This is a genomic window from Trinickia violacea (genome assembly GCF_005280735.1).
Lineage (GTDB): Bacteria > Pseudomonadota > Gammaproteobacteria > Burkholderiales > Burkholderiaceae > Trinickia_A > Trinickia_A violacea.
In genome coordinates this window covers 125,797-145,345 of sequence record NZ_CP040077.1, presented here as the reverse complement: position 1 = coordinate 145,345, position 19,549 = coordinate 125,797, and the positions used below count along the sequence as shown (strand labels likewise).

Below are 19,549 nucleotides of genomic sequence, written 5' to 3'. Positions count from 1 at the left end.
AAAAGCAGGCACACCCATGGCAACGACGACCGCAGCACAGCAGCAACAGGCCGCCGCACCGGCACCGGGCAAGATCAAGCGCATCATCGTGATCACGATCATTGCGATCATCGCCGCACTAGGCGCCGCCGCCGGCATGTACTTCTTCCTGCTCAAAGACGGCATGCCGCACGCGTCGGCATCGACGCCCGTGCCCCCGCCCGCGCCGATCTTCTTCGCGCTCGAACCGATGACGGTGAACCTCCAGTCCGACGACGGCAACATGCACTACCTGCGCGTCGGCCTGTCGCTGAAGCTCACCGACCCGAAGGTCCAGGAGCAGCTCACGGAGCACATGCCGGAGATCCGCAGCCGCATCCTGCTCGCGCTGTCGAACAAGAAGCCCGACGACCTCGCGACGCTCGACGGCAAGCACGCGCTCGCCAGCGAGCTGAAGGCGCTCGTCGAGAAGCCGACCGATGCGGGCGGCGCGCCGGCGCACGTGCAAGACGTGCTGTTCACCGAATTCGTAGTCCAGTGAAGCGCCCCCGCATCCATCCGGCGGCGCTTCGATCCGTTATCCGATAGCCACGACGCACTAGCGAGAATTAGGAAATGGGCCACGAAGAGTTCATGTCCCAGGAGGAGGTCGATGCCCTCCTGAAAGGCGTAACCGGCGAGACCGACTCGGTTGCCGACGACAGCAGCCGTTCGGGCGTGCGCCCGTACAACATTGCCACGCAAGAGCGGATCGTGCGCGGCCGGATGCCCGGCCTCGAGATCATCAACGACCGCTTCGCGCGCCTGTTGCGCGTCGGCATCTTCAACTTCATGCGGCGCACGGCGGAAATCTCCGTCGGCCCCGTGAAGGTCCAGAAGTACAGCGAGTTCACGCGCAACCTGCCGATCCCGACGAACCTGAACCTCGTGCACGTGAAGCCGCTGCGCGGCACGTCGCTGTTCGTGTTCGACCCGAACCTCGTGTTCTTCGTCGTCGACAACCTGTTCGGCGGCGACGGACGCTTTCACACGCGCGTCGAAGGCCGCGACTTCACGCAGACCGAGCAGCGCATCATCAGCAAGCTGCTCAACCTCGTGTTCGAGCACTACCAGACGTCGTGGAAGAGCGTGCGTCCGCTGCAGTTCGAATTCGTGCGCTCGGAGATGCACACGCAATTCGCGAACGTCGCGACGCCGAACGAAATCGTGATCGTCACGCAGTTCTCGATCGAGTTCGGACCGACGGGCGGCACGCTGCACATCTGCATGCCCTACTCGATGATCGAGCCGATCCGCGACGTGCTCTCCTCGCCGATCCAGGGCGAAGCGCTCGAAGTGGACCGCCGCTGGGTGCGCGTGCTGTCGCAGCAGGTGCAGGCCGCCGAAGTGGAGCTGACGGCGAACCTCGCGGAAATCCCCGTGACGTTCGAAAAGATTCTCAACATGAGAGTCAACGACGTGCTGCCGATCGACATCCCCGAGCACATCACCGCGAAGGTCGATGGCGTGCCGGTGATGGAATGCGGCTACGGCATTTTCAATGGTCAATACGCGCTGCGGGTCCAGAAGATGATCAGCGCCAGCGAATCGATGAAGGAAGGTGGATATGACTGAGCTGAACGCGACGCCGGAGTCCGGCAAGTCGGATGTCGATGCGCAAATGGCAGCGGCCATGGCGAGCGAAATGGTCGAAGCGGCCGATGCGGCCGCAACAGAGGATTCAGGAATGGACGATTGGGCGAGCGCGCTTGCCGAGCAGAACGACAACACCACCGTGAACGCGGCTGCGGCCGGCGTGTTCCAGCCGCTGTCGAAGGTCGAGCCCGCGTCGACGCGCAACGACATCGACATGATCCTCGACATCCCGGTCCAGATGACCGTGGAGCTCGGCCGCACCAAGATCGCGATCCGCAACCTGCTGCAGCTCGCGCAAGGTTCGGTCGTCGAGCTCGACGGCATGGCCGGCGAACCGATGGACGTGCTCGTGAACGGCTGCCTCATCGCGCAGGGCGAAGTCGTCGTCGTCAACGACAAGTTCGGCATTCGCCTGACCGACATCATCACGCCGTCCGAGCGCATCCGGAAGCTCAATCGATGAGATTCGCGCTTCAACGTGGCCAGCGGCTTTCGCTTGGCCAGCGTCTGGGCGGATGGGCTTCACCGGCGGTTCTGGTTGCGGTGACGTCGCTGGCCTCGCGCGCAGCGCTCGCCGCCGACATGAACGCCGTCAACAACGCAGCGAAAATCGCTTCCAACGTCGGCGCGGGCACGGCGGTGCCGTCGCTGGGCGTCGGCGCCGTGCTGCAAACGATCGTCGGTCTCATCGTCGTGATCGGCCTCGTGTTTGCCTGCGCGTGGCTCGCGCGCCGCTTCGGCTTGCAGCCGTCGAGCCGCGGCGGACTCGTCAAGGTCGTCGCGGGCACCTCGCTCGGCGGCAAGGAGCGCGTGGCCGTCGTCGAGATCGGCGACACGTGGCTCGTGCTCGGCGCCGCGCCCGGCAACGTGCGTCTGCTGCATACGATGCCGGCCGGCTCGGCGAGCGCCGAGGGCGCGGCGGGTGCGAGCGCCGGCGGCATGCACGGCTCGCGCTCCGGCCCGTACGACGCCAGCACCGCGCTCACAGGCACCTTCGGACAACGCTTTCGCAGCGCGTTGAAGAGCGAGGCGAGCAAACGTTTTCAGCGCCGCGAGAGCGGAGACAACTAAATGCCGTCAAGCCGTACCCTCACACGAGGCGCGCAGGCGCAAGCGCGCGCCCCTTTCGCCGCCTCCCTGCCGCAACGCATCCTGCCGCTGACGAAGGCCGCGCTGCCCGTGCTGCTTCCGGCGCTGCTCGCTACGCTGCCGACGCTTTCGTTCGCGCAGACCGCCGGCCTGCCCGCCTTCAACACGAGCCCGGGACCGAACGGCGGCACGACCTATTCGCTGAGCGTGCAGACGATGCTGCTGCTCACGATGCTGTCGTTCCTGCCGGCGATGGTGCTGATGATGACGAGCTTCACGCGCATCATCATCGTGCTGTCGCTGTTGCGCCAGGCGATGGGGCTCTCGACGACGCCGCCGAACCAGGTGCTCGTCGGCCTCGCGATGTTCCTGACGCTGTTCGTGATGTCGCCCGTGCTCGACAAGGCGTACAACGACGGCTACAAGCCGTTCTCCGAAGGCACGCTGCCGATGGATACGGCTTGGACGCGCGGCGTCGCGCCGTTCAAGACGTTCATGCTGCGCCAGACGCGCGAGTCCGATCTCGCGCTCTTCGCGAAGATCTCGCACGCAGCGCCGATGCAGGGGCCCGACGACGTGCCGCTGTCGCTGCTCGTGCCGTCGTACGTGACCAGCGAGCTCAAGACCGGTTTTCAGATCGGCTTCACGATCTTCATTCCGTTTCTGATCATCGACATGGTGGTCGCGAGCGTGCTGATGTCGATGGGGATGATGATGGTGTCGCCCGTGACGCTCTCGCTGCCGTTCAAGCTCATGCTGTTCGTGCTCGTCGACGGATGGCAATTGCTGATCGGCTCGCTTGCGCAGAGCTTTACGTGAATGGCCGCGCTTTCGAGCGCCGTGCCTGAACCGCTTAGTCAGATCTCACTTTGAAGCAGGCTTGAATCATGACGCCAGAATCCGTAATGACGCTCGCCCATCAGGCGATGATGATCGCGCTCCTTCTTGCCGCGCCGCTCTTGCTGGTAGCGCTCGTTGTGGGTCTCGTCGTGAGCTTGTTCCAGGCGGCCACGCAGATCAACGAGACGACGCTGTCGTTCATCCCGAAGCTGCTGGCGGTCGCGGTGACGCTCGTGATCGCGGGGCCGTGGATGATGACGATGATGCTCGACTATCTGCGCCACATCCTCACGAGCGTGCCGCAGATCGCGGGCTGACGCTCGCGCCCCGCGTTCTTCCACCCGCACTTCTTCTTTTCCGCGCGCCGCGATGTTCACCGTCACCTATGCGCAGCTGAACACGTGGATGACCGCGTTCATGTGGCCGTTTGTGCGCATCCTCGCGCTGGTGGCGACGGCGCCGTTGGTCGGCCACGCTTTGGTGCCGGTGCGCGTGAAAATCGGTCTCGCTGCGTTCATCACGATCATCGTCGCGCCGACGATCGGACCCTTGCCTGCGCCAACGGTGTTTTCGGCGGCGGGCATCTGGATCATCGTGAACCAGTTTCTGATCGGCGCGGCGCTTGGGCTTACGATGCAGGTCGTGTTCGGCGCGGTCGAGACGACGGGCGGCATCATCGGGATGCAGATGGGGCTCGGGTTCGCGACGTTCTTCGAGCCCGGTTCGAGCAACGCGAGCGACGTGCTCTCCATGTTCCTGAGGACGATCGCGATGCTGGCCTTCCTCGCCTTCGACGGGCACTTGCAGATGATCGCGGCGCTCGTCGCGACGTTTCAGTCGGTGCCGATCTCGGCCAACATACTCGGCGCGCCGGGCTGGCGCACGCTCGTCGAGTGGGGCGGGATGTTGTTCTCGGCGGGGTTGCTGCTTGCGTTGCCGGTGGTGGCGGCGCTCTTGATCGCCAACTTGGCGCTCGGGATTTTGAATCGCGCGGCGCCGCAGATCGGGGTCTTTCAGATCGGATTTCCGGTGACGATGCTCGTCGGCTTGCTGCTCGTGCAGTTGATGTTGCCGAATATGATTCCGTTTTTCTCGCGAATGTTCGATCTCGGTGTTGATGCGATGGGGCGAGTGGCGGGTGGGTTGCGGTAGCGCGATTTGTTTTGCCTGCGGCGCGGTTTTGTTCGTTTGCTTGGGTTTGTCTGTCGTGCAACTTTGATTTCGCGCCGTTCCGTATAGTCCGTCCCTCCCCGGGACCGGGGTCACTTTTGTCCTTGCCAAAAGTAACCAAAAGCGCGTCCTCGCCGGACGGCTCGCCCGGAGGCACTCAACCCTGTTAGTTCCGATGTCCCGAGTGCACCCGTGGGAAACCGTTATCGCTCGCCTTTAGTCCCGCTTACACGCGGCACAGAATTTCGTCCGTTCGCGTCAAATCGGCGATGCAGGTCAGGAAAGACCTGAAGGTATCACCTCCGTCAGTTGAACATTTCTGGCCGCAAATCGGTGACCTCGATGATCACATCGGATGGCAGGTTGGCGCGCTGCGATGCAAGGCGGATGCTCTCCGCGTCAGGTGCTTCATACAAACAATACGTCTTTTTCTTGTCCGCGCTGAGAAAAGAGAAAAGCCATTTGACGCCCTCCTCCTCGTTGATCCGCTTGACCAAGTTCGCTGCATCGGCGGAGAGCTCGAGTTGCTCGGCGAAGTTACGTTCAATCAGGAAACGTGACATGAGACGCTCCTTTCATGGTGCCTGCCTTACAGCACTTTAGACCATGCAAGGCGCGTTTTCTTAATCAATTCTGCGCTCCTGAGCCGTTCGCGGCGCCGCCGATCCGATTAAGCAGCATGCACATTCCGAGTTCCTTCGCCGTAGCGGCAGCGGCTGCTACGAGGTCCGCCGCGCGTGCCAGGTCTCCGTTGCGATGGCGGTGGGACAGCATGACCGCAAATTCGCGGCGGGTATGCGCGAGCCATGGCCAGGCTCGCAACCGCTCATCGGTCTGCAGTGCATATTCGAAATGGGCTTCGGCAGCGGGCCAATCACCAAGTGCGCCCGCGAGCATGCCCAGATACCGCGCGGTGGACCCGCAGCAAAGGGTAAAAGCGGGGACTGTGACGACCTGATCCCGGAAAGGCAATAGCAGTGCGTATATGCGCTCGGTGTGCTCGGTCTCGTGAAGCCGTGCAGCAACTTCCGCAAAGTACGTGAGCGTGATGAGCCGCTTGCTGTCCATGGCAATGCGAAAGCCTCCCTCGGCGGCCTGATTCAGCCGGTGAAGCGCTTGCGCGTCGAAGCCGAGGTCGCACAGAATCAACATCAGGCCGGGGCGCCAGGTCGCATCCTCCGGATGCTCTTCGAGAAAACGCTTGACCAGGGGCGCCACCTCCGCAAGCCTGCCTTGTTCCCGGCGAAGCGTGAACATCTGCATGCCATAGACACCAGCCGCAAACTTCGCGTCCACGCTTTCCGCTAAGTCCAGGGATTCCTGTGCCTTGCGCTCCGCGAGCGCAAAGTCGCCGACTAGGAGTGCACGCATCGCCTGCGCACCGGTCACGCACCACTTGTCCACGAAATGCTTCCCGCTCGTGACGATTTGCTGATATCTCTGAAGCGCCGATTCGAAGCACTCTAGGTTGCCGATTTCAAGGTAGCCCGTGAGGCTTCGGGCGCATGCCTGGCCGATCAAGTGCGCATCGCCGAGTTCCTCGGCGAGTTGGCTGAGCTGCTCCAGCACGGCTTGACGCTCCGCGAATCTCGCCGCCGGCAAATGCTGCGCGCCGACCTGGATCACCTCGCAAGCCAGTGCGTCGAACAAGCTGGCCCGGTCTCCGAGGCGTCGTGCCAGCGCGACGGCCTCGCGAGCGAGCTCGTCGCTTTGTTTGACCTCACCCGTCATGCGCAGGGTAACGGCCAGCCGGCTCAACAGCCGGCATCGCTCGAGCGTTTCCTCTCTGCCGATAGAAGCCAGCGCCTCCCTCAGCAAGGCAATTGAAACCTCGCCAGTCCCTCCGAGGTACATCTCGGCGGTGACGAACCCCAATGCCGCCGAAACCATGTACGACGACAGCTTCTCCGCGCGCGCGACCTGTGCGGCGCGCCGGAAAGTTTCGATTGCGTCGCGGCGCCCCAGCCGGTGCTCGGCTCCGCCTCGTATCAGGAGCAGAGGCAATATCGCATCCGCCCAATCCCGACCACCCGCAGAGAGACTTTCGGCCATCTGAAGTCCGCGTTGCGCATGGGAAAACGCCTCGTCGTAGGCTGCGCGCGCAAGCGCCCGCTCTCCCGCGCGCTGCCAATAGGCGATTGCGCGGGCCGGCTGGTCGGACAAGGCAAAGTTCTCGGCGACCAGTTCTGGCTGTCGATCGACGACCGCGGGGTAATGCTGTTCGAGCGCGAGGGCGATCCGGCCATGGTAGTCGCGCCGCCGCACGATAAGCAGGGACTGGTAGGCGATCTCCTGAATCAGCGCGTGACGGAACAGGTAAGCACCGCTGTGTCCCGGCACTCCTGGACCCGGGACGATAATTTCCGCCGCAACCAGGCTATCCAGCATCCGCTGCAATTCGGATTCGGGCTTCGACGCGATCAAGGCGAGAAGCGTTGCATCGAACTCCCGTCCGATCGTCGCGGCAATCTGCGCGGCCTCCTTGGCGCTCGGTTCGAGCCGGTCCAGTTGCGAGAGCAGAGACCCCTGCAGCGTATCCGGAATGGCGAGGGAACGTTGCATGCTCCTAAGTTCGTAGCTGCTACCGGCGTCATGCAACTGTCCCCCCCGGACGACGGTCTTCGTCAGTTCCTCGACAAAGAGCGGCACGCCATCCGTTTTGGCGACGATCTCGTCCAACACGACGCGCGGAATGGGCTTGCTCTCGGTCAGCCGTTCGATCATCGCGGCACAGTCGCGGCGCGAAAGCCGGTCGAGATTGATTTGCACGAGGTGAGGATAGGACCATTCCGGTCTGAACGAAGGCCGCCCCGTTAGCAGCACCATCAGGCGCGTCGACACCATTTGCTCGAGGAGCAGTCGCACGAGATCGAGCGACGAAGGATCGATCCAGTGCGCATCTTCGACGATGACGAGCACCGGCTGAGGATGTGTCATCCTCTCAATGAGCGTGACGAGCCCACTCAACGTTCGGTGCTTGAAGGAAGGCGAGGAGGCGTCGACGGCTGCATACCGTTCCCCCGTCGGAATTCCGAGCAAGGTCGCGAGCACGAGCACCATCTCCTCGACATCGACGCCGAGTACGCCAAGTCCAGACTCCAGTCGTTCGAGATCGGACGCGTCAGGACGCTTTGGATCAAGGCCATATGCGCGCTGCACCCATTGCAAAACCGGCCAGAACGGGCTGTTGCGATAGTACGGCGAGCAGTGCAACGAGACGATCACGTGCACATCCGCATGGATGCTGTCCGTGAATGCCCGCAGCATGCGCGACTTTCCGATCCCTGGCTCCCCGATCAGCATGACACAGCGCATTTCGCCGTCAGTGCTCTGCTTCCAGCGTTGCCGGATCATGTCGAGTTCGGCCGATCTCCCGATCAGCGGGGTCATCCCGTGGCCCGCCCTGATCTCGAAGCGGTCGAGAGCATCTGTCCGGGCGAGCACCCGATACACTGGAACGGGGGTTGCAATCCCCTTCAACGCGCGCAAGCCAATGCTTTCGAGCAGGAATGAGTCCCGGATCAACCGCTCAGTGGCTGGGCCGACCAGGATCGCATCGGGTGGAGCTAGGGATTGCAACCTCTCGGCAAAGATTGGGGTTTCGCCGACCACGGCCTGGTGGTCCAGTAACGATCCGGCACCGACCTCACCGGCGACGACTAGGCCGGTCTCGATCCCGATGCGCATGTGAAGACGCACGCCATGTTCGGCCTCGATACGATCATTGACCTGACCGAGGGCGGAAACCACGGCGAGACCAACGAGTACCGCGCGCACGGCGTCGTCTTCGTGTGCACGCGGGTAGCCGAAATAGACGACGAGCCCATCGCCAACGTACTGCGCGATATGGCCGTCATGGGCGTCGATCTCGTGTGCGCAAGCCTGATGGAAGACGTGCAGCATGTCCCGCAGATCCTCGGGATCGAACCGTTCTGCGAGCGAGGTCGAATCAATGAGGTCGATGAACATGACGGTGAGTTGCCGCCGCTCGGCCTCGGTGGCTTGGACCGCGAGGGACGAGGTCCTCTCATCCAGCCGCTCGATGTCTCGTTGGACCGCCGGTGCGCGCCCGCGTGTCAGCCCCGCAAGCGCTTTGGCCAGTCGTTTGCAGTCACCGATAGTCAGCCCGAGCGCTTGCAGATCCGCGTCGGAGAGGTCGCCCAGCACATCCCAGTCGATCCCCTGGGCCGCAAATGTCTGAGCGTATGCGCCGAGCCCAGCCTTCACCAGCCATTTCGTCAGGTCGTCGGACATTGCGTGGTCGTTCACCGAATTGGTCAAAACCACAGGGCACTCGGCGTCGAACTTCGCCGCGCCGCTCATCCTAGCGATGCGCGGCGTTGGACGGTTCGAAGCGGTGCACGAAGGTGTTCTCTAGATAATAGGCGCGCGAACGTATCAATGACGCTTCAAAGACAGCCTTGGAGCTGACTCTAACCATAGCGCCCGTTTGGGACCTATTATCTATTTCCGACGCCACGCCCGAGAGAGCGGATTGAGGTTTTGCGGCGCATGCGTTGCAAGACGAGCCTTTTCAGGCCCTTCCTGACCGCCAGCCCCAATTTGATTCGCACGGACTTCATTGCGTGCCACGTGCTAACGGAGCGCACGGCGAGTAGTAACGGTTTCCCACGCTTGCGCTCGGAACACCGGTACTAACAGGGTTGAGTGCCTCCGGGCTAGGCCGTCCGCCCAGGACGCGCTTTTGGTTACTTTTGGCAAGGACAAAAGTAACCCCGGTCCCGGGGAGGGACGGACTATACGGAACGGCGTGAAATCAAAGTTGTCGCGAAAACCCAGGCAAAAGAACCAAACGCCGAAAGGCAAAAAAACCGCCAGCATCAAATCAAAACCCGCTGGCGAAATCAGCCAGCCTCAAGGATTGATGTACTGAAACAACGACATCCCCTGGATCTGCACGAAGCTCTTCTGCGCCGCCTGGAGCGCATTCTGCACTTCCTCGTACTGGCTGATGGTGGACACCATGTCGACACTGGTGATATTCGACAGATTGCTCTGCAGCTGCAACGAGTTGTTCGAAGTCGCCGTCTGCAGCGCGTTCAACTCCTGCGTCCGCCCGCCCACCGACGCCTGCACCATCGAGATGTTCGTCAGCGAATTCTGAAACGCCGTCGTGCCTGCGGTCAGCGCATTCTGCTGCGTCGCGTAGGCCGTCGGGTTGTTGCTCACCGGCACCTGCAGCGCAGCGATGATCGAGTCGAGTGTCGTGAACACGTTGCTGTTCGCCGTCGCCGTGCCCGGCGTCACCGAGAACGAATCGCCAACCGCAGGCGTCCCCGAGATCGACGCCGTCATGCCCGTGCCGAGGTTGATCGTCAGCGCCGTCGTGCCCGCCGTGTAGGACGTCGTCACGGCGCTCGACGCGCCGATCGTGTTGTCCGTCACCGTGTAGGTCGGCGCAGCCGCCGTGCCGCCGAACGTGATCGAGTAGCTGTCAGTGTTCGTCGTCGCCGCCGGGTTGGTGATCGTCACCGCGCCGCTCCTGCCCGTGCCGGTGTTCGACGACGAACCCGCCAGCACCGGCGACGCACCGATCGACGCGACGCTCATGAACACGCTCGAACCGCTGTCGTTCGAGACGATCTGCCGCGTGCCCGACACCTGCACCAGGCGCTGGCCGGTGTCCCCGTGGTACGTGACACCGCCGCCCGCGTTGTCGGTGAACGGCTGAGTCGCCGACTGGAAGCCCGAGAAGATGTAGCTGCCCGTCCCATCGGTCGTGTTCGCGAGCGTCAGGAGCTGGTTGCGGTCGCCCTGCAGCTCGGTGGCAATCGAGCTGCGGTTGCTGTCGGAAAGCGAGTGGTCGTTCGCCTGCACCATCAGCGAGGTGATGCTCTGCATCACGCTCGTCACGCTCGAGAGCGTCGTGGACTCGAGCTGCAGCGACGTCAGCGCCGAGTTCTGGTTCGTGGTGTACTGCGCGAGCGTCGAGCTCTGCATCGACAACGTGACGGCCTGCGCCGCGCCGAGCGGATTGTCGGCCGGCGTGGACAGCGCGTTGCCGCTCGATAGCTCCTGTTGCAGCTGACTGAGCTGAGCCTGCTGGTTGTCCATCGTCTGGACGTTCGAGCTGTAGTACTGCGAAGTCGAGATACGCATCGCTTACCGCCTCACTGGAAGATGCCGAGCAGGGTCTGGAACATCGAATTCGCCGTCTGGATCACTTTGCTGTTCGCCTGATAGAGCTGCTGGTACTGCATCAAATGGGATGCCTCTTCGTCGAGGTTCACGCCGGACACCGATTGCTGCGCGGACGTGATCTGCGTGACGAGCGCGCTCTGCGTCTTGCTCGCCGACTGCAGCGTGCTCGCCGCATTGCCGATGTTGTTCACATAGTTCGCGTACGCGCCCGTCAGCGTGGCCGTGCCGTTCGACAACACCGAGTTCGACACGAGGTTCGACATCGCGAGCGCGTTGCTGCCGTCATTCGTGCCGCCCGTGTTCGGCGCGATCTTGAAGGTGTCGCCGTTGGCCGGCGTGCCGCTGATCGTGAAGGCCACGCCGTTGATCGAAATCGAGTTGCCCGACGTGTAGGCCACCGTGCCCGTGGTGTTCGTCGACGCCGCCCCCGAATTGATCGACACGGACGAGCCGATCGGAACGCCGCTCAGCGTACCGGTCGCCGAGTTGTAGGTCAGCGTGATCGTGCTCGCGAGCGAATAGCCGGACGACACCGTGGCCGCCCCGATCGTCGCCGTGCCCGTGTTCGAGCTCGTCGCCGACGCCAGCGCCGGCGATTGCGCCGCGATTGCGGAGGCGCTCGTCGTCGCGAGCGCGAAGCTGTTCAAGGCGCCCGAGGTCGGCTGGATCGTGAACGAATCACCGGCCGTCATCGCGCCCGACAACGTGAGCGTCATGCCCGCGACGGTGGTCGGAGCGGTGGTCGTCGAGCTGACCACGGTGTTCGTCGACGTGTCGGTCAGCGTGTAGTTCGTGCCGTTGTACGCGAGCGAGTAGTTGTCGGTCGGCGGCGCGGACGGGTTCGTCAGCGTCACCGACAACGTTTCCGCGCCCGTGTTGTTCTTGTTCGCGTAGACGGTCGGCCCTGCCACCGTGAACAGGTTGCCGCCGGTCGAGCCCGACAGCGTCAGGCCCAGCGAGTTCTGCGCGTTCACCTGCGAGGCGAAGCTCGTCGCAATCGCACCGAGCTGTGCTTCGGCCGGGTCGAGCGTCTGGCTCACGAACGACGTCAGGCCGCCCAGCGTGCCGCCCGTCAGCGCGGTGCTCGGCAGGTAGTCGGTCGACGGCGAGCTCGAGCCCGCGATGCCGTTGTACGCGATCGCCGTCTCGCTCGGGTTGCTCGGCGAGGTCACGGCTGAGAGCGAGAAGCTCTGGTTGGCGACCACGAGCGGTTGGCCATCGCCGAGGAAGAGGCTATAGCCGCTGCTGTTCTGCACGACCGAGACACCCACCAGTTGCGACAGGCTCGACACCACCTGGTCGCGCTGGTCCATCAGCTGATTCGGCGGCTGGCCTTGCGCGCTCGCAGCCTGGATCTGGGTGTTCAGTTGCGCGATCTGCGTCGAGTAGGTGTTGATCTGGGTGACGGTCGTGGAGAGCTGTTGATTCACGCTCTGGCGCAGCGAGTCGTATTGCTGGCCGGCCGTGTTGATCTGGTCGGCGAGCGATTGCGCGTCACTGATCGCGGTCTGCCGCGTAGCAAGGCTGCTCGGATTGTTCGAGACGCTCTGCAGTCCCGTGAAGTAGGCGGTGATTGCCGCCGAGATACCGCCCGTCGGGCTACCCACCAGGTTGTTCAATTGCGAGGCCATCGTGTTGTTGGCCGTGAGCGAGCTGTTGGTCGCCGTCGCATTGTTCAGCTGCGTCGTCAGGTACTGGCTGTAGGCGCGCTGCGTGGTCGCCGTGCTCACGCCGTTGCCCATGTAGCCAGAGCCCGTGTACTGGCCGTTGGCTTCCGCGAAGACGGCGCTCTCGACGTCGTAGCCGGGCGTCGACGCGTTGCTGATGTTCTGGCTCGTCGTCGTCATGCCCCACTGGGCAGCCTGAAGTCCGCTAAGACCAATGTTGAAGATATTGTTGGACATGCGTCATCCTGAATGGGCGGGCATGGTATCCGTCCGCCGCGTTGCGTGAACAAGCTGTATAACGGCGCCGAGCGGAAAAAATTGAGGGAGAAACGGTAAGACTGCGCGGCTCCCAATGCATTATCGGCAGCACGTAGCGCGGGCAAAACGCGGATAAGCGTGTGAATCGATCGCCAATTCTCCGCCCGTTCGAACGAGCAGGCGGAGAAACCGTGGCGGATGGGGAAGACGTCAGGCCCGCACGAGCGAGCGGCGCTTCATTTCGAGCTGGGTGATGAGACGCTGCAGCGTGTTTTCCGCGCTGCCGGGCAGCGCCATGAAGCGGAAGCCGAGCTGATAGCGGCGCATGCCGTTAGGCATGTCCGAGGCGCGATGCGAAACGAGTTGCAGGCCGAGCGACAGCGTGCCGTGCGTGTTGAGGAACAGCTCGACGTCGTCGAGCACGGTGCCCATCGGCAACTCGGCGACGCGCTCGTCGGTCGTGCGTACCCCGACGCCGCCGAGCGACACGTCGTGCACTTCCCAGCGGAACGCATCGCCCTCGGGCAGACGGCCCTTGCAGACGTACGGGTCCAGAATCGGGGCCTCGACGCGGAAATACTCGCGACGTTGCACGTAGAAGAGCACCTCGGGAAACGCGGCTTCGAACGCGGGCAGCCCTTCGAAACGGGTCTCGCGCGGCGTGCTGGTGGTGAACTCGACGCGCACGCCTTCCGGCGACGCATGGAACAAGCAGCGCTGCGCGGCGAGCATCCCTTTGTTTTGTTCGGCGAGCGCGCCCCAGTCGAACACGAACACGCGCTCGCGCACGTCGACGTCGAGAATGCGCGTGACGAGCTGTCCGCCGTTGTACTGGACGGTCAGGAAATCGCCGCGGTTGAGGAGGTTGCGCAACTGCACGCCGATTTCCAGCGGGTTGCGACGGCCGAAGTCCGGGCCGGAATCCGCGGATTCCTCCGGCTTTTCATTCGACTGATTGATTTCCATGGGCTTGCCGGTATTCCGTTCTCTCGCGGGCGCGCCACGAGGCCGGTGGCGCGCGTCTATGCCGAACTCATGCGGAATCCGGCACTTGGTCTGTCTGATTAGCGGCAGCTAACCGGCGAAGTTTATAGCAGATATTGAAATATTTCTGGAGCAAACAGGGAGGCAACCCCGTGTTCAGGGGGCGGCTGCTGTGCTGAAACCCGTTCTCGCGACGCCAAGTCACACACGATTCTGACGAAATCCTTTCAACCCCGTGCTACGCTGGCGGCCACCAAATTTTCGATCGGCGTGCCGAGCTTTTGTAACTTTGGCGACACTGGGAGACAGGAAATGACTAAACCGGCGTTCTCAACGGTGTGGGCGGAATCACAAGCGATCTACAGCCCGACTCACACAGGGGAAAAAGTAGCGCAAATGATAGGCGGCAATGTCGCGGCCCATATTCGCGACAAAAAGAATCCTTGGAAGAACACCTGTGCAGTTCGCATGAGCTATATCCTGAATCGATCAGGCGTGTTCATCCCGGCACTGCCGGGGAAGACAAAGACCGGTGACGGCGGTTTGAACTATTTCTATCGAGTAAAAGACCTGATCGCGTTTCTTAGACAACGATGGGGCGAACCGGAAGTTGTGGCGTATCCGCCTAGCGGCGGTGGCTCCCTGGCAGGCAGGAAAGGCGTCGTTCTCTTTGAGGTTAGCGGATGGAACGATGCGAGCGGTCATGCAACGCTCTACAACGGGTCGACTTGCTACGACCACTGCTATTTCAACGAAACCGGTGCGACATACCGCACGGAGAGGGCAAACTTTTGGGCACTCAAATGATCGCCGCTCGCCTAGCCGCCGCCACATTGCTCTATGCATCGTTTTCTGCCGCTGCCGCTGATTCCATCAACGCGACACATCGATCGAACGCGGAAAACTACAAGGACAGGGCATTGGCCACCTGCATAGCGACCGCCTACAAGGGATCGTCAGCCGGAAAAGATGCCGACGCAACCAAAAGCGCGTTCATCGAATGGACCTACTACGATGACGACAAAGGCAACCCGGCAACGGATCTGCTTATAGAGAAATATCTGAACAGGAATTACAGCAATCCGGTCGAGGGTTACGCCGGGGCGCGATTCGATTTACTCAAGTGCCTCGACATGTACCACAGTCAAGAACTCGCCGAACAGGTGCGCAAATATGTGCCTCATCCTGATTGGATAGGCGACAAACCACCTCGCCGCCCCCAATAAACCCTCAAACCATCTGCTGCATAATCGAAATCAACTTCTTCGCGTAATGCGGATCGGTCGCGTAGCCCGCGCGCTGCATCCCGTGCGCGAAACTCGTGGCGTCGTGCGACGAGTTCATCACCGACGCATACCGCGGATTGTCCTTCAGCATCTTCGCGTAGTCGGTCATCGCATCCTGGTACGAGTCGTAGGCGCGGAATTTTTCGATCACGCGATGCGGCTGGCCGTTCACGTACTCGGTCGTCAGCGTCGATACCGTCTTGCCGGTCCAGTCCTTCGTCGCCTTGATGCCGAAGACGTTGTGGCTCGTCGAGCCGTCGGCCTTCTTGATCTCGCTCTTGCCCCAGCCCGATTCGAGCGCCGCCTGGCCGATGATGAAGCGCGCCGGGATACCCGTCGCCTCGCTCGCGGCCTGCGCCGGCGCGGCGAGCTTGTCGACGAACGCGTCGACCTTCTGCGATGCGCCGTTGCCGCGCAGCGGCGGCGTCAATGCGCTATTGGCGGAATACTGCGTGTTGCTCGACGACAGCGAACCGTTCGCCTTCGCGTTCGCGAACGCCTTCGTCAAGGCGTCGAGCGCGGCGCTGTTGCCCTCGTTGCCCGCGCCGACCTGCATGCCCGAGTTGCGCATCAGCTGCTTGAGCATCATGTCGGCGACGCCGATGCCCTTCGACGACATCTGCTGCGACAACTGCTGATCGAGCATCGACGTGAACTGCTTGGTGTCGTTCGAATCGAGCGGACTGTCCTCCGGGGTCGCGTCGCGCATGCTCTTGAGCATCATCTGCATGAACACGGCGTCGAACTGCTGCGCGGCCATCTTGAGACCGGCCTGCGGCGAGGCGTTGACCTGCGCGCGCAATGCGTCGAAGCCTTGCGTGTCGAGCGCGAAGCGATTCGACAGGTCGAGTCCGGCATTGTTTGCGTTCGAGTTGTTCATCGTCCGTCCTTAAATGATCTCAAGGTCCGCCTGCAACGCCCCGGCAGCCTTCATCGCCTGCAGGATCGACATCAGATCCGCGGGCGTCGCGCCGAGCGCGTTGAGCGCCTTCACCACTTCGGCAAGGTTCGCGCCGGCGGTCACGAGCTTGAGCGCCCCGTTGTCCTGCTTCAATTGAATCTGCGATTGCCGCGCGGTCACCGTCGTGCCGTTCGAGAACGCGCCCGGCTGGCTCACCACGGTCTGCGTGTTCACGACCACCGACAAGTTGCCGTGCGCCACCGCGCAGCTTTGCAGCGTCACCATCTGGTTCATCACGATCGAGCCGGTGCGGGCGTTCAGGATCACCTTCGCGGCGGCGAGCGCCGGCTTCACGTCGAGGCTCTCCAGCTGCGCCAAGAACGCAACCTGCTGCGACGGATCGGCCGGCGCGCGCAATTGAATCGTGCGGCCGTCGAGCGGCATCGCCGTGCCCTGGCCGAAGGCGTTGTTGACCGCGGCCACGACGCGCTGCGCCGTGTCGTAGTCGGTGTCGTTCAGCTCCATCTGCATCGTGCCGCCCGCATCGCTCACGCGTGTCGCGACCGCTCGCTCGACGATCGCGCCGTCGGTGATGCGGCCCGCAGCCAGCTGATTGACCTGCACCTTGCTGCCGTTCGCGCTGGCGCCCGCGCCGCCCACCGCGACGTTGCCCTGCGCAAGCGCATACACCTGGCCGTCGGCGCCCTTCATCGGCGTCAGCAGCAGCGTGCCGCCGCGAATGCTCTTGGCGTTGCCGAGCGACGAGACGGTCACGTCGATCGCCTGCCCCGGCCGCGCGAAAGGCGGCAGCGTCGCCGTCACCATCACGGCCGCGACGTTCTTCAACTGCATGTTGGTCAGCGTCGACGTGCTGTTCGTGCCGCCGATCTGCTGGTTGTTGATCGAGATGCCGAGGTTCGCGAGCATGTTGGCGAGCGTCTGCGTCGTGAACGGCGTTTGCGTCGTCTGGTCGCCCGTGCCGTCGAGACCGACGACGAGGCCATAGCCGATCAGCGGGTTGTCGCGCACGCCCTGGATCTGCGCGAGGTCCTTCAAGCGCTCGGCGTGCGCCGCGGACGTGCCGGCGCCGAGCAGCGCGGCGAATGCGAGCGACACCACGACAGGCGCGATAGCGAAGGAGCGAATGCGCAGCAAGGCGCGGGCAATGAGGTTCGAATTCATAGCATCACCATGGCGCCAGGTTCAGGAAGAAGCGCTGCAGCCACCCCATGGTCTCGGCTTCGTCGATGACGCCCTTCGCCGAATACTCGATCTTCGCGTCGGCCACCTGGTTGGAGAACACGCTGTTGTCGCCGGCCACCGTGTTGGGGTTCACGACCCCGGAAAGGCGCACGAATTCGTTGCCCTGGTTGATGAGCATCTGCTTCTCGCCGCTCACCACGAGGTTGCCGTTGGGCAGCACGTTCGTGACGGTGACGGTGATCACGCCGCTGAAGGTGTTCGATGCGTTCGCGCCGCCCGTGCCGGCGAACGTGTTCGCACCCGTCGCATTGAGATTCGCGCGGTTGAAGAAGCCGGGCGCAAACCCGGCCGCCGTCGCGCCGAAATTGGTCGTGCCGTTGCGGTTGGTGTTCAACCCCGACGACTTCGTTGCGTTGATATTTTCCGCAATGACGATGGTCAGGATATCGCCGACGTTGCGGGGCCGCTGATCTTCGAACAGCGGGTGCCCCGCATAGCCCGGGTTGTAGATCGATCCGGGCGGGTTCATCTGCGGGGGCACCGGCGGAACCGCTGTCATCGGCTGCTGCGTGATCGGCTCTTTCTTGAACTGCGCGCAGCCGCCGAGCACGCCCGCCGCTACTACGCCGGTGAATGCGAGCATCGAGGCTGCGCGCAACGCGCGCAAGGGAACCGGGATACGAGAGAGCTGCGACATCGTGTTTACCGCCTTATTCATTGCCTATTCGTCAACTGCGCATCGAACGCGTCAACTGCGCGTCAGACCGACATCTGGCTCAAGGTCTGCAGCATCTGGTCCGACGTCGTGACGGCCTTGCTGTTGATCTCATACGCGCGCTGCGTCTGGATCATGTTGACCAGTTCCTGCACGACGTTCACGTTCGAGGCTTCGACGTAGCCCTGGTTGAGCGTGCCCGAGCCATTCGAGCCCGGCGCGGCGACGTTCGGCGTACCCGACGATGCCGTTTCCGAATACAGGTTCTCGCCTTTCGACTCGAGGCCGGCCGGGTTGATGAAGGTGGCGAGCTGCAGCGTGCCGACCGTCTGGTTGTTGGTCGAACCCGGCGTCGTGATCGTCACGACGCCGTCGCTGCCGATCGTGAGCGAGGTCGCGTTCACGGGGATCGTGATCGCCGGAATCACTTGATAGCCGCTCGACGTGACGAGCTGGCCCTGCGAGTTGGTCTGGAACGAACCGTCGCGCGTGTAGCTGATCGTGCCGTCCGGCATCTGCACCTGGAAGAAGCCGTTGCCGTTGATCGCGACGTCCTTCGAGTTGCCGGTCTGCTGCAGGTTGCCCTGCGTGAAGAGACGCTCGGTGGCGACCTGCTGCACGCCGGTGCCGACCTGGCTGCCCGACGGCAGCTCGGTTTGCTGCGTCGAGTTCGCGCCCGGCTGACGCAGCGTCTGATACATGAGATCTTCGAACACCGCGCGCGAGCCCTTGAAGCCGTTCGTGCTCACGTTGGCGAGGTTGTTCGAGATCACGTCCATCTGCGACTGCTGCGCGTTCATGCCGGTGGCGGCGATGTAGAGGGAACGGTTCATTTGGGTGGTTCTCCAATAATTCTTTCAGCGAGACTCAAGCGTGGTCGGTATCCGCGTTTCAGCTGAACGTGAGCAGCTGGTTCGCCGACTGGTCGTTCTGATCGGCGTTTTGCAGCAGCTTCGTTTGCATCTGGAACTGCCGCGCGTTGGTGATCATCGACACCATCGCCGCCACCGGATTCACGTTGCTGCCTTCGATCGATCCGGGCGCGAGCACGACGGTCTGGTCCGCATCGGCGGGGTTGCCGTCGGCGGTATGGAAGAGGCCGTCGTTGCCGCGCTCGAGGGTGTTCGGATCGGGGTTCACGAGCTTCAGCTGGTCGATCACCGCGATCGATTGCGGCGGGTCGCCCGCCACCAGCGCCGAAACGGTGCCGTCCTTGCCGATCGTGATGTCCGAGCCCGGCGGCACCGCGATCGGCCCGCTGTTGCCGATGACCGGCAAGTTGTTCGCGGTCATCAGCTGGCCGTTCGCGTCGACGTGCAGATTGCCCGCACGCGTGTACGCCTCGTTGCCGTCGGCCGTCTGCACGGACAGCCAGCCCGGGCCCTGCACGGCGACGTCGAGCGGGTTGCCGGTCTGCGAAATCGGGCCGGGCGTGTAGTCCGCGCCCGGCGTGGAGGACAGCACGAACGTGCGAGTCGTGTCGTCGTTGACCGTGCTGCCGTCGCCGAACGAAAGCGGCGCCGAGCGGAAGTTCGCGAGCTGCGCGCGAAAACCCGTGGTCGACGTGTTCGCCAGGTTGTTGGCGACGACGTCCTGCTGCGCGAGCGCCTGGGCGGCGCCCGTCATTGCGGTGTAGATCAGTCGGTCCATGACTCGCTCG

Annotated in this window: 19 protein-coding genes; 9 read left to right on the top strand and 10 right to left on the bottom strand. The window is 63.1% G+C overall.

Features of this window, described 5'->3' with window-relative positions:
* Positions 1 to 16: 16 nt before the first annotated feature.
* The 7 genes from fliL to fliR all read left to right on the top strand — a co-directional run bounded on the left by fliL (position 17) and on the right by fliR (position 4,695).
* On the top strand, positions 17 to 520 hold the full coding sequence (fliL, locus tag FAZ95_RS00600; RefSeq protein ID WP_137330653.1) for a flagellar basal body-associated protein FliL: 504 nt from the start codon (positions 17 to 19) through the stop codon (positions 518 to 520).
* A 74-nt stretch (positions 521 to 594) separates the two neighbouring features.
* Complete coding sequence (gene fliM / locus FAZ95_RS00595; protein ID WP_137330652.1) at positions 595 to 1,593, top strand: flagellar motor switch protein FliM; 999 nt, start codon at positions 595 to 597, stop codon at positions 1,591 to 1,593.
* The gene (fliN, locus tag FAZ95_RS00590) at positions 1,586 to 2,077 is read left to right on the top strand and encodes a flagellar motor switch protein FliN (RefSeq protein ID WP_175425483.1); all 492 of its coding nucleotides are present in this window, start codon (positions 1,586 to 1,588) and stop codon (positions 2,075 to 2,077) included. Before fliM ends, fliN begins: the two co-directional genes overlap by 8 nt.
* Positions 2,074 to 2,685 carry a flagellar biosynthetic protein FliO gene (gene fliO, locus FAZ95_RS00585; RefSeq protein WP_137330651.1) on the top strand — a complete coding sequence of 204 codons (612 nt, stop codon included), beginning with the start codon at positions 2,074 to 2,076 and terminating at the stop codon, positions 2,683 to 2,685. Before fliN ends, fliO begins: the two co-directional genes overlap by 4 nt.
* On the top strand, positions 2,686 to 3,522 hold the full coding sequence (fliP, locus tag FAZ95_RS00580; protein ID WP_137330650.1) for a flagellar type III secretion system pore protein FliP: 837 nt from the start codon (positions 2,686 to 2,688) through the stop codon (positions 3,520 to 3,522).
* A 68-nt stretch (positions 3,523 to 3,590) separates the two neighbouring features.
* Positions 3,591 to 3,860 carry a flagellar biosynthesis protein FliQ gene (gene fliQ, locus FAZ95_RS00575; protein ID WP_137330649.1) on the top strand — a complete coding sequence of 90 codons (270 nt, stop codon included), beginning with the start codon at positions 3,591 to 3,593 and terminating at the stop codon, positions 3,858 to 3,860.
* 52 nt (positions 3,861 to 3,912) lie between these two features.
* Positions 3,913 to 4,695: a flagellar biosynthetic protein FliR gene (fliR, locus tag FAZ95_RS00570; protein WP_137330648.1), complete on the top strand. Its 783-nt coding sequence runs from the start codon at positions 3,913 to 3,915 to the stop codon at positions 4,693 to 4,695.
* 323 nt (positions 4,696 to 5,018) lie between these two features.
* Here fliR and FAZ95_RS00565 read toward each other — a convergent pair whose 3' ends face one another.
* The 5 genes from FAZ95_RS00565 to FAZ95_RS00545 form a co-directional block, all read right to left on the bottom strand.
* Positions 5,019 to 5,276 (bottom strand): DUF4242 domain-containing protein, encoded by a 258-nt coding sequence (locus FAZ95_RS00565; protein ID WP_137330647.1) that lies wholly within the window; start codon positions 5,274 to 5,276, stop codon positions 5,019 to 5,021.
* Between the two features lie 64 nt (positions 5,277 to 5,340).
* Entirely contained in the window at positions 5,341 to 8,967 is a 3,627-nt protein-coding gene (locus FAZ95_RS00560; protein WP_137330646.1) for an AAA family ATPase, read from the bottom strand.
* Between the two features lie 621 nt (positions 8,968 to 9,588).
* Positions 9,589 to 10,833 (bottom strand): flagellar hook-associated protein FlgL, encoded by a 1,245-nt coding sequence (gene flgL, locus FAZ95_RS00555; protein ID WP_137330645.1) that lies wholly within the window; start codon positions 10,831 to 10,833, stop codon positions 9,589 to 9,591.
* 11 nt (positions 10,834 to 10,844) lie between these two features.
* Positions 10,845 to 12,779 carry a flagellar hook-associated protein FlgK gene (flgK, locus tag FAZ95_RS00550; RefSeq protein ID WP_137330644.1) on the bottom strand — a complete coding sequence of 645 codons (1,935 nt, stop codon included), beginning with the start codon at positions 12,777 to 12,779 and terminating at the stop codon, positions 10,845 to 10,847.
* A 231-nt stretch (positions 12,780 to 13,010) separates the two neighbouring features.
* Positions 13,011 to 13,766 carry a flagellar brake protein gene (locus tag FAZ95_RS00545; RefSeq protein ID WP_137330643.1) on the bottom strand — a complete coding sequence of 252 codons (756 nt, stop codon included), beginning with the start codon at positions 13,764 to 13,766 and terminating at the stop codon, positions 13,011 to 13,013.
* Positions 13,767 to 14,096: 330 nt separating this feature from the next.
* Between FAZ95_RS00545 and FAZ95_RS00540 the strand changes: the two genes are divergently transcribed.
* A complete protein-coding gene (locus FAZ95_RS00540) occupies positions 14,097 to 14,591 on the top strand; it encodes a type VI secretion system amidase effector protein Tae4 (RefSeq protein ID WP_137330642.1) in 495 nt (164 codons plus the stop codon).
* Positions 14,588 to 15,010 carry a type VI secretion system amidase immunity protein Tai4 gene (locus FAZ95_RS00535; RefSeq protein ID WP_137330641.1) on the top strand — a complete coding sequence of 141 codons (423 nt, stop codon included), beginning with the start codon at positions 14,588 to 14,590 and terminating at the stop codon, positions 15,008 to 15,010. Before FAZ95_RS00540 ends, FAZ95_RS00535 begins: the two co-directional genes overlap by 4 nt.
* 4 nt (positions 15,011 to 15,014) lie before the next feature.
* Here the strand turns inward: FAZ95_RS00535 and flgJ are convergent, their stop codons facing one another.
* The 5 genes from flgJ to flgF form a co-directional block, all read right to left on the bottom strand.
* A complete protein-coding gene (gene flgJ / locus FAZ95_RS00530; protein WP_137330640.1) occupies positions 15,015 to 15,950 on the bottom strand; it encodes a flagellar assembly peptidoglycan hydrolase FlgJ in 936 nt (311 codons plus the stop codon).
* A gap of 9 nt (positions 15,951 to 15,959) precedes the next feature.
* Positions 15,960 to 17,153 (bottom strand): flagellar basal body P-ring protein FlgI, encoded by a 1,194-nt coding sequence (locus tag FAZ95_RS00525; protein WP_137330639.1) that lies wholly within the window; start codon positions 17,151 to 17,153, stop codon positions 15,960 to 15,962.
* A gap of 4 nt (positions 17,154 to 17,157) precedes the next feature.
* Positions 17,158 to 17,871, bottom strand: coding sequence for a flagellar basal body L-ring protein FlgH (locus tag FAZ95_RS00520; protein WP_137334371.1), 714 nt, complete (start codon positions 17,869 to 17,871; stop codon positions 17,158 to 17,160).
* Between the two features lie 62 nt (positions 17,872 to 17,933).
* On the bottom strand, positions 17,934 to 18,722 hold the full coding sequence (flgG, locus tag FAZ95_RS00515; protein WP_137330638.1) for a flagellar basal-body rod protein FlgG: 789 nt from the start codon (positions 18,720 to 18,722) through the stop codon (positions 17,934 to 17,936).
* A gap of 58 nt (positions 18,723 to 18,780) precedes the next feature.
* Positions 18,781 to 19,539, bottom strand: a complete 759-nt coding sequence (flgF, locus tag FAZ95_RS00510; RefSeq protein ID WP_137330637.1) for a flagellar basal-body rod protein FlgF — start codon at positions 19,537 to 19,539, stop codon at positions 18,781 to 18,783.
* Positions 19,540 to 19,549 lie beyond the last annotated feature (10 nt).